This is a genomic window from Cryptobacterium curtum DSM 15641 (assembly GCF_000023845.1).
Lineage (GTDB): Bacteria > Actinomycetota > Coriobacteriia > Coriobacteriales > Eggerthellaceae > Cryptobacterium > Cryptobacterium curtum.
Genome location: NC_013170.1, coordinates 393,927 through 408,808, shown reverse-complemented (window position 1 = coordinate 408,808; position 14,882 = coordinate 393,927). Strand labels below are relative to the sequence as shown.

Here is a 14,882-nt window from a genome sequence, read left to right as displayed (position 1 = left end):
TTACTCCTTCGAGTTTGATTCATCAAAGCGCGCTTTGCGGTACTCGTCCTTAAACGCCCCAAACATGCCCTTAGCGCGCGATATCTGACGACCTGTAGCATACGCGCCCTTCACCGCTGCATCCTCTGTTGCCCGAGCAGCCTTTTCCACATGGGGCTTTGCTGCTTTGGTTGCTTTCTGAATACGGTCCTGCGCAACGGCTGCACCTTTACCAGCCTTTTCAGCAAGACCCCCTTCAACGGCAAGATCAACGACGGCGTCATCCACCAGTATGGCTCCAAACGCCCTCGCATCGTCTTGCTCGTCGCTAACCTCTTGTTGATTGTCGAGAGCACCACCTGCTAGGGGCACACCCGCCCCCACTTTGAAACCACGTATCAGTGAAGCGGGAATTTCAAGATGACCGAGCAAGGCAGTATCAAGCGATCCCTTACGGGCGCCAACTGAAACAATCTTGCCGGAAACACGCAAGAATGCAACATCATCAACGGCGCCGAAAGTCTCGCCCGAAGCAGTCATAAGCGGCATACCCTCCCAGAGCGTGCACTCGTCCCACGTAAGACCGAGGCGCTTACAGGCGGCTAAACCGGTTGCTGCTTTGCTTTCCTTGTATGGCAGGCGAATACGCCCATCCTCAAAATCGAAAGAATCAAGGGATACGAATAGATCTTTGCGGTGAAACATCCAGAGCAGATCAGGGCGTTTTACCAAAAAGCCAACGACCCGTTTTTCGGTGGGATGAAAGACAAACGAACCAACTTTTCCAATACGCGATGTTCCGCGTTTACCTCCGACAACTCGTGTGCCTGAAAGCTGTTTCGTACTTTGTGTCTTAGTGTCCATACTGCCACCCTTGCTCACTATATAGATAACACCCCTTTCATGATGGAATCCCTCATGAAAGGGGTGTTAACCTTTGAGCATCTTTCTATTTCTTGGAAGACTTCTTTTTGCCGGTTTCTGCTTCAGAAGTTTCGACAGCAGACTGGCTTACCGTATCAGTAGCTTCGGCGGCATCAACAGGTTCGCTGGTTGCGGCTGCCGTATCGACTGTTTCAGGTGCATCAGCGATATCAATCGCATCGTCAATAGCCGACTGGCTTTCAGCGGCGTTGCGAGCAACCTGAGAAGCGATGCGCTGACGTGCTGATTCTATCTTCTCACGCAGCTCGTCATTCTTCTCAACAATAACGGGACGCATATTGTCGCGCGCAGTCTGTACTCGGCTCTGCGCTGCTGTGAAGGCTCCTTGAGCTGCCGTTGCCGTGCGATCGTAGACTCCACGTGCCTGTGTGGTAGCCGTACGATATACTTCCTGGCCACGAGCAGCCACGTTGTCATAAATCTGCTGACCGCGTGCTTGAGCCTCAGTGCCATAGTGCTGGGCATGACCCCATGCTTCATTTGCTTTGTCAGCCGCAAGCGCGCGCGTCTCAGCGCCAGAACGAGGCGCATACAAAAGCGCTGCTGCTGCACCAATCGCTCCGCCCAACAGGAACATTCCTAATTTGCTGCTCATAGTTGCCTCCTCTTGGCTTGGCCGCTATGCGACCTATTCTTGACCGCCGCGCGGCCTACTACATAACCGACATAACCGAGTACCTGACCAGACGGTGTCTGGATGGATGCTCCTTGGATGACGTGCACCATTATAGCCATAGCAAACCGCAAGACGGAAACGGTACGTGCTCGGTTGCTCAACCGTCACACAACCGTCGAGAAAGTGAATGCTGTTAAGCGTGCTCGCACACTAGCCTATCAAGTACCGCGGTCATAGAAAGTCCCGCCGCATCACAAGCTACTGGGAAGAGTGAGCGCTCGGTCATGCCTGGTGAAACATTTACTTCAAGCACCCGCGCTTGCGCGCCATCCCAGATAAGATCAACGCGCCCCATATCGCAAACACCATACGCACGATATACCTCAAGGGAAGCCCGCTCAATTTCAGCACGAATAGCCTGGGCATCGGCTTCGTTGTTGGAAAGCGACGAAGGGCGCACCGGCGTATAGTAGTCGACCGCTTCATCAGACAGGCGTGCATCCGTGTCGTAGAGACCATCGCGCACGATAATTTCAACGGGCGGCAGCGCATGAGCATCCCAGCCGTTTCCTAAGATGGATACGGCAACTTCCACCCCATCGATCCATTCCTGCACAAGCACTTCGTCGTCATACGTTAAGGCATCAAGGAGCGCAGCTCCCATGTCTTCGACGCACTCGACGCGGTGTACCCCTAAAGCCGATCCGCCACAGGCAGGCTTGACACATAACGGATACCCGCCGGGTATACGCTGCTCGAACAGGTCGATTGCGGTGGCAGCTCCCATGTCCTTCATGGCGTCGCGTGCCAAACAGACGCCCTGTGGATACGACGCACTGCTCATGCCACCTTGTCCCGCCGCCCACGAACGTAGCGCTAAAGGTATCGTCGCCTTATTCCATGTATCGTGGCACACTGCAGCCGGCGATCCGACAAACGGTATCTCAAGAAATTCAAGCAAGCTTTGTATGGTGCCGTCTTCACCATGCTTGCCATGCAAAGCTGAATACGCCACATCAGGACGCTCGCTGCGTAAGGTAGGAACAAGATCCTTTGTGGTATCCAGGGGCACTACCTTATGGCCTGCTTCTTCAAGCGCTTCGCACACACGCTTACCAGAATCAAGGCTGATCGCACGCTCAAATGATGCGCCACCCATCAGAACCGCTACCTTCATGTTGTTATCTCCTTACTTGTCGCGCATGACTCGACGCTTACCTATTTCATCAGTACTATGACGGGCTCAACCCTACCCCTGCTACCTGCTACCTGTTACCTACTATTTGTTACTCGCTCTCTGTGTGCTGCCACCCAACTTGGGGTATCTATCAACGCACAAACAGATTTCGGGCACTCACTTGTCCTATAGTGCACCAGCCTCAAGAAACGCTCGATATAGTTGCAGTCGTTCTTCGATAACCACCGCAAGACGACGAATGGCTTCTCGAATCGCTTCGGGGTTTTCATAGCAGAAAGCAATACGCATACTGTTGCGACCACGCACCCCATCGGGAAAAAAGCCATTGCCCGGCGTATAGATAACACCCGCCTCAAGGGCAGTGGCAAGCATCGATGTTACATCGACGTATTCGGGCAGAGTAACCCAAACGAAAAATCCGCCATCCGGATGGGTCCAGCTAGCTTCGGGCGGAAAGAATTCATCAAGAGCTGCAAGCATGGCATCGCGACGCTCGGCATAGGTACGCACAAAGGTCTGCAGCGTGCGTTCCCACGGTGTATCGGTAAAGTAGTGCTCAACCACCACTTGATCGAAGCTGCTGCCACAGAGATCGGTCCCTTGCTTCACCAGATTAATGCGGGCTAAGACATCCTTAGGAGCAGCAATCCAACCAGTACGCAAGCCGGGGGCAAATACCTTACTAATGGTTCCCAGATATATAACATCGGACGAAAGCACCTTCAGCGGAATCATATGACCACCGTTATACCGCAAGCGCCCATATGGATCGTCTTCAACCACCATAACGTCGTAGCGATCCGCTAGCTCAATTAAGCGGGTGCGGCGGGCAGACGACATGGTAACTCCGCCTGGGTTCTGAAAGTTTGGAATGGTGTATAAAAACTTAACGGCACCGACGCCCAAACGTTCGAGCTCTTCTTCAAGCAAGTCCATGCGCATGCCTTCTTCGTCAAAAGGAATGCAATGGATATCGGGTTCGTATGCTGAGAATGCCTGAAGAGCCCCTAAATACGTGGGACCCTCGGTAATAATGATGTCGCCCGGATCGATAAAAGTTTTTGCGATCAGATCAAGGGCTTCCTGCGCGCCTGTTGTAATAAGCACTTCGTCGGGACGACAACGCACGCCAATGTCGCGCATGAGACCACAGAACACTCGACGCGTTGCTTCACGGCCATTCGTGCCGCCATACTGCAATGCTTCGGAGCGTGCGGCGCCACACGCCGCTTCAGCAGCCTTACAAACCGCTTCTTCCGGTAGCAAACGCACATCGGGCATACCGCCTGCCAGAGAAATAATATCGTCGCGTGTTGCTGCGGCAAACAGATCGCGCACCGCGCTTGAACGCATCTTGCGCACGCGAGTGGCAATTTTGTCACTGGTTGAATCGAAGGTAAGATGAGCAGATGACATGGTTAGCGAACCACCTCTTCGTTAATGAACCGTAGAGCCTCGCGCACGGCAGACAAAACAATCAGATCGTCGGTCAGTACAAGCTGAACACGTGCACGGCCGGCTTGTCCCGCAATCCATTCAGTGACGCCGGTGTATATCTGATAGTCCCGAGGATCTATTTCGGTCAGAATATCGATGGCTACATGCTCAAGCAAGTGTGGCAACGGCGTACGGGCAATAACCGCCCCGAACGTCTCGCCTTGTTCGTTGACACAGGCATGCTCGGCTAAATGAGGGCGCGCAGCCAACGCCCGAGCTGCCATAGCGGGATTGGTATAGCAGCGCTGCATATCGAGGCAGCGTACCCCGCACACGATACGATCACGTTTAACCGTAATGCAATCGATAGCAAGCCCAGCACTCATCGGTTGCTAACACTTACCGATTCTTGGCGGTCGATGAGCCTGCTTTGCCAGAATAATCTATGGACGTGCCATGAATTGAAGTGCCGGTTGACGAATCGGGTGTCCCCGTAGATTCAGTAGCTGCAGCGGCTTCAGTAGACTCAGTGGTATCAACGGACGCGAGGTTCTCAGTTGCCTCGGTGATCGAAGGAGTCGTTTGCCGCATCAGAACCGTCACACCAGACGTCGAACCGCCCGACAACGCAGGATCTACCTTCAGGCCAAGAAGAACTAGCCAATCGGTGCCGCCGCGCTCGTCAAGCACTAAGGTAGCGCGATCAGCGCTAAAGCGATACGACGCATGACCCGACGCAGAAGCAAACGTGTAATCAATTGTCTTTGCCGTGGTATTCAGTGAATAAGCATATGCCACATCATCAGATAGATGCAGGTCATGCCCATCGATGGAAACGGATGCGCCATCGCTTGATGTCCATGAACCCTGAATATCAGCTGCATCGTCAAAACGAAACCACAGATTCCAAACGACCGCACAGACAAGCACGAATACGACAGCGACAACAACAAGAATAATGCGCTTAATAACCGATAGGCCTGAACGGCGATTGCGCGTTGATTGCACTGGGCTCGACTGGCGTACTGTCTTCGTACCTGCGTTTGCCCTCGTGCTTGATTTCGACGCTACGCCTGCGCCCGTCTTCGCACCTATCTTTGACGTTGCGCGAGCGTTTGCTTTCGTTTTCGCACTCGCCGTTATCTTTGCCTTTGTCTTTCTACTCGCGCTGGCACTGGTACGCATGCCCGACGTATGCGAAGACGTGCGCGCGCTGTGCGCATCAGGCATGATCTATTACTTTCACGCCGCCCATATATGGCACCAACGCATCAGGTACGGTAACACTGCCATCTTCATTTTGGTAATTCTCCAAAATGGCGGCCATCGTACGACCAACTGCAAGACCCGACCCATTGAGGGTGTACACATAGCGCGTTCCCTTGAACGATTCGGCATCGCGATACTTAATATCGGCACGCCGTGCTTGGAAATCGCCGCAGCAGCTGCACGAACTGATTTCTTTATAGGCGTCGTAGCTTGGCAGCCACACTTCCAAATCGTAGGTCTTCGCCGCAGAAAATCCCAGATCACCTGTGCAAAGAGAGATCACGCGATAGGGCAATTCGAGTTTCTGAAGAATATATTCAGCTTCCGCCGTCATGCTTTCTAGTTCGTCATACGCTTCTTCGGGCTTGGCAAACTTCACCATTTCAACTTTGTCGAACTGATGCAAGCGAATAAGCCCACGCGTATCGCGACCAGCACTGCCCGCTTCTTCTCGGAAACACGGAGTGAACGCGGTGTAACGCAGCGGCAGTTCGGCGGCATCCAAAACTTCCCCTGCATGAATGTTTGTGAGTGTTACTTCTGCGGTCGGAATAAGGTACAGACTTTCATCTTTGGTCTTAAAGAGATCCTCTTCAAACTTCGGCAATTGCCCGGTGCCCGTCATTGTTTCCCGATTGACGAGAGCAGGGCACCACCATTCTTTGAATCCACGGCTTGTATGCGTATCAGCCATAAAGTTGATAAGCGCTCGCTCGAGACGCGCACCCAACCCGCCCAGCAGCATAAACCGACTACCGGAAAGCTTCACAGCTCGATCAGGATCAATAATGTCCAGTTCAGAACCTAAGTCCCAGTGAGGCTTAAAGTCGAAATTGAATTGACGCGGCACGCCCCAACGACGCACCTCAGGATTTTCTGTTTCATCCTTGCCTACTGGTGTTGTTTCATGAGGAATATTTGGCACGCCCATTAATAATGTGTGCAATGCTTCATCGATCTTTTCACGCTGGACTGTCGCAGTCTCAAGCTTTTCATTAACAGCACGTACAGCAGCCTTTGCTTCTTCGGCATGTTCTTTGTCGCCAGCGGCCATAAGCGAGCCGATTTCCTTAGACGCCCTATTACGCTCGGCCTGAAGTGCTTCCTCTTCGACGATAGCGGCACGGCGGGCTTCATCAAGTTCTGAGAAACGCGCCGGGTCCCACGGGAAGTTACGGTTTGCCATCGCTTCAGCGACGGCCTCTTGGTTTTCTCTCACGAAGCGCGCGTCCAGCATCTGTTCCTCCTGATATGCCGTGATGATTCCCGCCGATCAAGCCAGCGTGGCGCGACGGGATTAGGATGCATAGTATACTCTACCGGTTGGAACCAAAAGCACATCGAGTGAGAGGCGCATATGGATTTCGGAGAGCTGTATCATTTTCTATTTGAAACGTACGCCGGCATTGGTGTGCTGTTTGCTACCGTTATCGTTATTTGCCTGATTGCCTGCGTCATCATGGAGCGTCGTACGCGCCGGGTGTATCAAAATCACGAGAAGTCCGAAGATGACTGGAGCTTCTTCGACGACGATGACGAAGAAGACACAGAAGAAAACGCAAGAACTAACAAGAAATAAGTGAGCAGCAGCCAGAACCAATAAAACGAGCAAGAACCCGTAAGAAGTAAAAAGTAAGAAGCTTAAGGGAACTAATACAACTAGGACACACCAGTAAAAGCACGAAGCTAAAGGAAACTAGTAAGAACTAAAGCACGAAGCTAAAGGAAACTAGTAAGAACTCAGAAGAACTAAAGGGAGATATTTCCATGACCACTGCTCTTTACCACCGCGAAGGTGCCTACATCCCTCGTATCGCCGCCATCCATGATCTGTGCGGTTACGGAAAATGCTCGCTCGGCGTCGCCATTCCCGTGCTTTCTGCGGCAGGCTGCGACGTGTGCCCTGTGCCAACTGGCCTCTTTTCAAGTCATACCGCGTTCCCAGGCTGGTACATGCATGACACCACTGCGATTCTTGCCGACTATCTCGATGCCTGGAAGGGCATTGGCGTTGATATTGATGCGGTGTACTCGGGCTTTCTTGGCGCACCAGAGCAGGTCGATATTATTCGAAGCGTCTACGAAACGTATCCGAATGCACTGCGTGTTGTTGACCCGGTTATGGCTGATCATGGCAAGGTATACCCTACCTATACACCTGAGTTATGCGAAGCGATGGCGGGCCTTGCTGCTGATGCCGATATCCTTACACCCAATCTCACTGAGGCCTCAATTATCCTCGGCATCGAATGGCCCGGTGCCGATGTTGATGAAGCCACGGCACGTCGTATGATCGACGGACTGCGCGAAAAGGGCGCTCGCAACGTGGTGCTGAAGGGCATCGATCGTAACGATGGCATCATTCGCAATTATGTCGAAGGCGATTCGGTTGAGTTCTTTGTAACTGAAAATGAACTGCTGCCCTATATGCTGCACGGCACGGGCGATCTTTTTGCCTCAAGCTTGCTTGCTGCTGTTATGACCGGTCGCGACCTCAGTCACGCAACACGCTTCGCCAGTGATTTCGTGGTATCTGCTATGAAGATAACAGCTCATCAGCCCGATTTTCAAAACCGCGGCGTGAGTTTCGAGCCGCTGCTCGGTGATATTGCTTCACTGCTTAAGAAATAGCAGGAAGAACTGCACCTGCCACGATTGCAGCAATGCAATAAAGAACGCGTCAAGTGTTCTTGTTATATTCAGCGTAAAGCAGCTAGCTCAGAACGACGAAACTTAAGCTAGCTTTATAGACTGTAGCGAAGGGTTTACGCTTCTTCTACTTCAGGATCCCATACTTCGTCAGGGTCCACATATTCCGCGCGCGGCGGAACCTTCCAGGCTGCAAGCGCCATACCGCCAGCAATCGGTATCACAATTCGTGCGATTTCGATTGCATCCGGAGTCCATACGGCGCCCGCCTGCTCGAGAGCAACGCTTATTGCACAAGCAGCACACAGCACCAGTGCCGAAGCCGCCATGCCGAGTACTGCTCTTACTCGTTTACGCCGGCGACACAAAACGGCTATCAGCGCTGATGCAGCCACCCAAGCCACCAGCACAATCCAGGTGGTCGGCCGCGCAAGCCCCATGACAAGAACGGCGATAGGATCGGACGCTACAGCAAAAACAGGTCGCAGTACCCAATACACAGCACTCGGAAAGCTATAACTACCCAGCAAAAACAGAACAAGCCAGGCGCAGATTGTGGAAAGAACTGCATCACGTACGTTCAACAGATACCCGCTGATGATCGGTACAGCAGCGGGAATACCCGCCAGTGCAGCAAGGACACTGCAGGGTATTGCCGCAGCTTCAGTGAGACCAAATCGTCCAACGCGCCAGAACCAAAATCCGCCCAGCCCAACAAGAGCTACCGTGGCAACATAAACCCCCTGCGAGGCAAAAGCAGTCGCCAGAAGCGCCAATACTACGGGCATACCAGCCGGTGGTAAAAGTGCCGCAAGAATACCAACAGCGAAAGCGGCAAGCGCTTCCCAGGGAGTACTTCCTGCTGGTATCCAAGCAATCTGCGGTACGGCAATCCAGACCATAATCCCACAGGAGACTGCCCCAATAATACGCAAGAGAAACTGATCCATTTCAAGATCGATTGAACGTGCCCGTTGGACAAGCTTCTGCGACACGACAGAAGCCTCGCCTGTATCGTCCATCACCTGCAAAACAGCAGCTGCCAACTCTTCTCGCCCAACACGAACATCGCCCAGGCCATGCTGTAGGTTTTCCGCGAATACGCGCACGTCTTCGAAACGCTCATCTTTGTCAGGGTCGAGCGCCTGAAAAAGCGCGTTATCCGCTTCTTCGCCGACCCCCTCCAAACAGAGCGACGGTAAAACCATTTCAGCCTTATCAATTGCCTTACGTGCACCTGCTAGATCGTGGGCAAGAAAGGGGTTTTCTCCCGCAATCATCTCGTAGATCACCGAAGCAAGCGCCCATTCATCGCAGCGCTCGTCGAGCGACTCGCGCGCCATCTGTTCGAGCGGCATATAGCCAATTGTTCCTCCCGACGCATCAGAAAACCCAACAGCACTCGAAAGCTCCGCCAAACCAAAATCAGTTACTTTAATTCGTCCTCGGTGATCGATCAGTATATTGTCAGGCTTCACATCAAGGTGAAGCACTGCATTGTCGTGAGCCACCTCAAGAGCATGCGATACATCGGCAAGCACCGTTGCAACCATGTCAGCAGTCACCAGGTTGTCGCATTCAGATAAAAGGCGCGCCAAGGTGATGCCCTCGACATACTCCATGATCAAATAGGCAGTATCGTCCTGAACTTCAAAATCGAGTACGCCCACAATACACGCGTCGGAAAGCATAGCAGCGGTGCGTGCCTCTTCGAGACCCGGAATTTCTGCCATCTCCCCTGAAGAGGTATCGACCGGCATAGTCTTAACCGCCACACGACGTTTGATGCGCGTATCCCACGCCACCACGACCGTGCCAAAACCGCCACGTCCCGCTTCGCCTATAGGGCGGTAACGACCGAGGATTAACTCGTCGGCCACATTCCCTCCTTCACCTGTTCATATGCGACAAAAGCTACCTGTTTATACCGTGCTATACCGTGCGGCTAGAGTCATAGATCCAAACTACTTTTCTTTTCCGCGCGCTTTCACATCATCACCGTACTAAGCGCTGTTGCCAGGGTACATAAATCCAAGCTACTCTTCTTTTTCATTCTTGCCAACTCGAAAAGGCTCGGTTATCATTCTTCCTTGCCTGTTCGGAAGTGCGAAGCAGCACCATGCGGGTGTGGCGGAATTGGCAGACGCGTACGGTTCAGGTCCGTATGGGGGCAACCCCATGAAGGTTCAAGTCCTTTCACCCGCACCACGTACATCATGCAGACCCGTCATCTTAGGCGGGTCTGTCTATATTGTGCGACGAGCATCCTAATATTTCGCTTATAACCCTTATTGCGTTTCGTTTGTTTTTGAATGAACTATTTTGCTGTTTTTGCTGCCTTCAAGCGCGCTTCTTTATCTTCGCGATGCTTGTTCAAGCGCAACCCCAAATAGAGCACGCCCACCACAAAGAAGACGGTAGCCGAAGCAACATCGCCCGCGAACGAAGAAAGAAAACTGATCGGATCGGATGCCATAGTCTGCGTGAACTTTTCGCTCGTGTAGGGGTAACTCCGCAACGCATAACCTGCATTGAGACCCATACCCATAAGCACCATAAAGAACATAAACGGGTAAGCCAGCAACTGGGTTTTCTTCCACATAGCTGCTGACATACGTTTGCGCAGTGCCGGGAAGGAAGTAATCCAAGGAATAAGGAAGAACACGAGCAAGGCAAGACCGACAAACGTGAGCGTGCCGCCCATCACAATAAGTGCTGGCCCCTGCATCCGTTCGGCCCATTCTGGATTGAACAGGAAGAATGCGTGATCGATAACACGCAGGACATGACCAGCGGCAATGATGCCTGCAAGGATAGATAGCTCGGAGCGCACTGAATACAAGCGACGCACTGAAGCAGTTTTGCGCAAGGCGCCAATGAACATCACGATAAGGTACATCGAAATGCCTGTATCAATAGAGGTGAGTAGCTGCACAAAGGGGTACAGCACGGGAAATGATCGATCAAGATGATGAAGGGTACGAGCGAGCTGTGTAATCACTTCAGGGCAGGCATCCCCCATCATGCCCGAGATGAACGCGGGAATACTTACAATAAGCACGACAATGGCAATAGGAATGTAAAACGCAACAGGATGTTTGTGCAGCGATTTAGCAGCAAGCAGTGCAAATGCTAAAACAAACGGAAAGATCTGAACGATCGTGGGAATAAATGCGGGCAAAAAAGTAAACAAGGTTCCTCCCTTGGATAGCTGAATTGCAAGCGGTCACTCGCAAAAAGTTATCCTAGGTTTTCTTTTTTATATAACCGTGTTAGTTAGAGATACCTAACTAATTCTTCATGTTCACGTATAGATTTTCGTTTCACGCAGATAATTTCACCTATTGAATTCAAATTTGTGAACCCAGTTAATATTGAAGTTCATGAATCTCAAAAGATTACAAACCGCCAAAATAGCTTCGATAACAGCCCTTATGAACAAAAGCTCAGTTCTCTTGGCAGCATAATAAGAACATCACATCGTGCGCAAATAATGCTCACTCAGGTGAGTTAAGCGTCCGATATCGCACAGTCACACTGATCCTGCGCAGGCCGCATTGTTGGCAATGGTAGAATCCTAACGAAGAGCCTCTAAGCAGGAAGGACAATCCTATGCACCGCATGTACTGTCTCAATACGATCGCCGAAAAAGGATTTTCTTTACTGCCTGACACCTACGAACTTGTACAGAGCATCAATGACGCCGAAGCACTACTCATTCAGGATGCTCTGCTTGATACGACACCGCTTCCCAACGGACTGCTTGCTATCGGCTGCGCAGGAGCGAAGATTGCACCCGCATTACTCGATGAATGCACCAAGCGCGGCATCGCCGTGTTTGACACACCGCGAGCAAACGCCAATGCAGTCAAGGAACTTGCTCTGTGTGCAATGTTGTTGAGCAGCCGCAACATCCTTGAAGGTGCTGCCTGGTGCCGCGAGCACGCTCAATCCCCAACGCTTACGCAAGATGCCAACGCCGTCAAAGATTGTTTTATGGGACATGAAATAGCCGGTCGTAACGTAGGAGTTATTGGGCTCGGCGCAGTGGGCGGACAATTGGTGCGCTCAGCGGTTGCGCTGGGAATGAATGTCTATGGCTACGATCCGTATGTCGCGCGGACCAGCGCCGATGCACAGGCAGGCATTCACCGTGTGACCGATCTTGAAGAGCTATGCGCAGTATGTGATTACCTCGTTGTACGGGTGCCTGCATCTACCGCCACCCAATCGCTTATTGGCGAAGCGGAAATCGCTGCAATGAAGCCGGGGGCAACTCTTATCAATTTAAGCGCCTGTGAAGTAATTGACACCGCAGCGCTCGCGGATGCCCTTGAAGCACAACACATCAAGTGCTACTTCACTGACTTCCCTACCCAAGAAGCACTCGCGCTACCGCACACCATTGTGCTTCCGCATTTGGGTGATTCCACCGTGGAAGCACAGGAGAGTTGCGCGTGCGCAGCCGTTCGGGAAGTTGTTTCCTACATCGACGAAGGCTCCATTGAAAATTCCCTTAACTTTCCCGCAGTTCAGGCACCTGTACTACCCGAAGGGGCCGGTCGTATTGCACTGCTTCATACAAATAGACCCAACATGGTGGGTCAGATAACCGCCGCACTTGCCGAAGCAGGAGCAAACATTTCTCACCTTATGAACGCATCTCGCAACGAAGCAGCTTACACACTCATTGATACCGACGAGTCCGTGGGTAAAGTGCCCCTTGATCAACTGCGTGCCATAGAGGGTGTCTGGCGGCTACGCACTATTCGTTAATCTGTGTGCAATTCGCCCCTCTATGCACGATTCGCTTACTTACGTACTATTCACTCACTTGCACGTTATTTACTCACCGACATATCTTCGACTATAAGGAAAATTGGGTATGGAACAAAAAGAAAACAATATTTATATTGTCGAAGATGACCGCACAATGCGCGAGAACCTGCGCACGCTGCTTGAACACAATGGCTATATCGTCCAGGTACTTGAAGACTTCAGTGCACCCGTTGAATCTATTCTTGCAGCGTCTGCTAATCTCATTCTGCTCGATCTGAATTTACCGCATGCTGACGGTCGCTTTATTTGCCGTGAAATTCGCCGTGAAAGCAACATTCCAATTATCGTAGTAACCGGTGACGACAGCGATCTCGATGAACTGATCTGTCTCAACTTTGGCGCCGATGATTTCATCGCAAAGCCCTATAACCCTCAGGTGCTCTTAGCACATGTAGCTTCGGTGCTTAAGCGAACCGCTTCATCGGTTGCAACGCCCGCACACCATACTGTCGGTGGCGTTTCGCTTGATGCTGAATGCTGCCGCGTCTCTTTCGCCGGCAAACAAGCCGATCTCACAAAAAATGAACTCCGTATTCTTTCATTGCTTATGCGCAACGCAGGCAAAATTGTGCCACGCGAGCGCATTCAAGAAGAACTTTGGAATTCGGACGAGTTCATTGATGACAACACCTTAACAGTCAACGTAAGCCACCTCCGTCATACCCTGTCTACCATCGGTGCCGATGATTTCATCCGCACAAAGCGCGGCATCGGGTACAGTTTTGAGGTTGCACCATCCGAGTCATCCAAATCATCCTATTCAACTGAGTTATCTCAGTTATCCCATGCGGATGAAACTGGATGCCAAGCAATGGATTATAAAAGCCCGCAATCAGGATGCTCTCATCTGGATGCATCGTAAAATGCACAGGAGTAACCATGACCTTTTTCGCGTATTTGAGAGACCATTTTGCCTGTATTGTCATTCTGGGAGTAGCGCTCGTCTTTGATGCGCTGATGCTTTCTGCGCTCGGTATTGCAAGCACCGTTATTATTGTTTCTGTGGTCGTTGTCCTGTTTGCGCTATTCATTGCATTAGGAATCAACTGGATACGCAAGCGCACGTTCTATCGCGATCTTACTGCTGTAGTCAATAACTTCGACAAGTCCTACCTGATTGCCGAGGTTGTCGAAGAACCTACGTTTGCCGAAGGACGCATTATGCATGAAGCACTACGCGTAGCAGGCAAAGCAATGAATGATCGTATTGCTTCCTATCGACAGCAGTCTGAAGACTATCGCGACTTTATTGAACTGTGGATACACGAAGTAAAAACTCCTCTATCCGCAGCACATGTTATTGCTGCCAATACACCAAGCGAATCAACTGAAGCGATGGACGCCGAAATCAACCGCATAGAAAACTACGTCGAACAGGCACTCTTCTACGCACGAAGTACCGCACTTGAGCAGGATTACGTTATCCGGCCACTCTGCTTGAACGATGTCGTGCATCAAGCAGTCAAACGAAATTCGCGGGCTCTTATTGCGGCGGGCATTGCATTGCAGCTAGAAGGTCTCGATACCACGGTATATAGCGATACGAAATGGCTTGTCTTTATTATCGGACAAATACTAGCAAACTGCGCGAAGTACGCAAAACCATCGGGGGGAATAGTACGAATATCTGCTGGTCGCGACAGTGAAAGACTTGATGCTTTTTATACGGTGCTTAGTATTCAAGACACTGGTATCGGTATACCAGCTGCCGATGTACCCCGCGTTTTCGACAAGGGTTTCACTGGCGCTAACGGACGACATCATGCCAAATCAACGGGTATTGGTCTCTACCTGTGTCGTGAACTCTGCCAGCAAATGGGCCTAGCATTATCTCTTACCTCCAAAGAAGGGCAAGGTACCTGTATAAACATATCCTTTCCTGAAGAAACTATGCATTTTCGCAGCAAAAGCGAGCACGACTAACAACACTTTAGGCAGGGCTGAACAATC

The 14,882-nt window shown here is 51.5% G+C and carries 14 protein-coding genes and 1 tRNA gene; 6 read left to right on the top strand and 9 right to left on the bottom strand.

The window, feature by feature from the left end; genetic code table 11:
- From CCUR_RS01740 to serS, 7 genes are all read right to left on the bottom strand, one after another.
- Nucleotides 1–843 carry a hypothetical protein gene (locus tag CCUR_RS01740; RefSeq protein ID WP_012802765.1) on the bottom strand — a complete coding sequence of 281 codons (843 nt, stop codon included), beginning with the start codon at nt 841–843 and terminating at the stop codon, nt 1–3.
- Between the two features lie 85 nt (nt 844–928).
- Complete coding sequence (locus CCUR_RS01735; protein ID WP_012802764.1) at nt 929–1,519, bottom strand: YtxH domain-containing protein; 591 nt, start codon at nt 1,517–1,519, stop codon at nt 929–931.
- 214 nt (nt 1,520–1,733) lie between these two features.
- Complete coding sequence (locus tag CCUR_RS01730; RefSeq protein WP_012802763.1) at nt 1,734–2,717, bottom strand: D-alanine--D-alanine ligase family protein; 984 nt, start codon at nt 2,715–2,717, stop codon at nt 1,734–1,736.
- Between the two features lie 186 nt (nt 2,718–2,903).
- Entirely contained in the window at nt 2,904–4,154 is a 1,251-nt protein-coding gene (locus CCUR_RS01725) for an aminotransferase-like domain-containing protein (RefSeq protein WP_012802762.1), read from the bottom strand.
- Nucleotides 4,155–4,156: 2 nt separating this feature from the next.
- Nucleotides 4,157–4,561 carry a cyanophycin synthetase family protein gene (locus CCUR_RS01720; RefSeq protein ID WP_012802761.1) on the bottom strand — a complete coding sequence of 135 codons (405 nt, stop codon included), beginning with the start codon at nt 4,559–4,561 and terminating at the stop codon, nt 4,157–4,159.
- A 13-nt stretch (nt 4,562–4,574) separates the two neighbouring features.
- The gene (locus CCUR_RS07180; RefSeq protein ID WP_012802760.1) at nt 4,575–5,405 is read right to left on the bottom strand and encodes a hypothetical protein; all 831 of its coding nucleotides are present in this window, start codon (nt 5,403–5,405) and stop codon (nt 4,575–4,577) included.
- A complete protein-coding gene (serS, locus tag CCUR_RS01710; protein ID WP_012802759.1) occupies nt 5,398–6,681 on the bottom strand; it encodes a serine--tRNA ligase in 1,284 nt (427 codons plus the stop codon). The genes CCUR_RS07180 and serS overlap by 8 nt, the downstream gene beginning before the upstream one ends.
- 120 nt (nt 6,682–6,801) lie before the next feature.
- Between serS and CCUR_RS01705 the strand changes: the two genes are divergently transcribed.
- Both CCUR_RS01705 and CCUR_RS01700 read left to right on the top strand, forming a co-directional pair.
- Nucleotides 6,802–7,023, top strand: coding sequence for a DUF6724 family protein (locus tag CCUR_RS01705; RefSeq protein ID WP_012802758.1), 222 nt, complete (start codon nt 6,802–6,804; stop codon nt 7,021–7,023).
- 188 nt (nt 7,024–7,211) lie between these two features.
- Nucleotides 7,212–8,075 (top strand): PfkB family carbohydrate kinase, encoded by an 864-nt coding sequence (locus CCUR_RS01700; RefSeq protein WP_012802757.1) that lies wholly within the window; start codon nt 7,212–7,214, stop codon nt 8,073–8,075.
- A 134-nt stretch (nt 8,076–8,209) separates the two neighbouring features.
- Here the strand turns inward: CCUR_RS01700 and CCUR_RS01695 are convergent, their stop codons facing one another.
- Entirely contained in the window at nt 8,210–9,973 is a 1,764-nt protein-coding gene (locus CCUR_RS01695; RefSeq protein WP_012802756.1) for a bifunctional serine/threonine protein kinase/MFS transporter, read from the bottom strand.
- A 241-nt stretch (nt 9,974–10,214) separates the two neighbouring features.
- On the opposite strand from CCUR_RS01695, the gene CCUR_RS01690 reads away from it, so the two are divergent.
- A tRNA-Leu gene (locus tag CCUR_RS01690) sits at nt 10,215–10,301 on the top strand.
- A 109-nt stretch (nt 10,302–10,410) separates the two neighbouring features.
- Here the strand turns inward: CCUR_RS01690 and CCUR_RS01685 are convergent.
- Nucleotides 10,411–11,286 carry a hypothetical protein gene (locus CCUR_RS01685; RefSeq protein WP_012802755.1) on the bottom strand — a complete coding sequence of 292 codons (876 nt, stop codon included), beginning with the start codon at nt 11,284–11,286 and terminating at the stop codon, nt 10,411–10,413.
- 419 nt (nt 11,287–11,705) lie between these two features.
- Here CCUR_RS01685 and CCUR_RS01680 point away from each other — a divergent pair, with 419 nt between their 5' ends.
- The 3 genes from CCUR_RS01680 to CCUR_RS01670 all read left to right on the top strand — a co-directional run bounded on the left by CCUR_RS01680 (nt 11,706) and on the right by CCUR_RS01670 (nt 14,855).
- A complete protein-coding gene (locus CCUR_RS01680) occupies nt 11,706–12,869 on the top strand; it encodes a phosphoglycerate dehydrogenase (RefSeq protein ID WP_012802754.1) in 1,164 nt (387 codons plus the stop codon).
- A gap of 109 nt (nt 12,870–12,978) precedes the next feature.
- Nucleotides 12,979–13,794, top strand: a complete 816-nt coding sequence (locus CCUR_RS01675; protein WP_012802753.1) for a response regulator transcription factor — start codon at nt 12,979–12,981, stop codon at nt 13,792–13,794.
- 17 nt (nt 13,795–13,811) lie between these two features.
- Nucleotides 13,812–14,855, top strand: a complete 1,044-nt coding sequence (locus tag CCUR_RS01670) for a sensor histidine kinase (RefSeq protein WP_012802752.1) — start codon at nt 13,812–13,814, stop codon at nt 14,853–14,855.
- Nucleotides 14,856–14,882 lie beyond the last annotated feature (27 nt).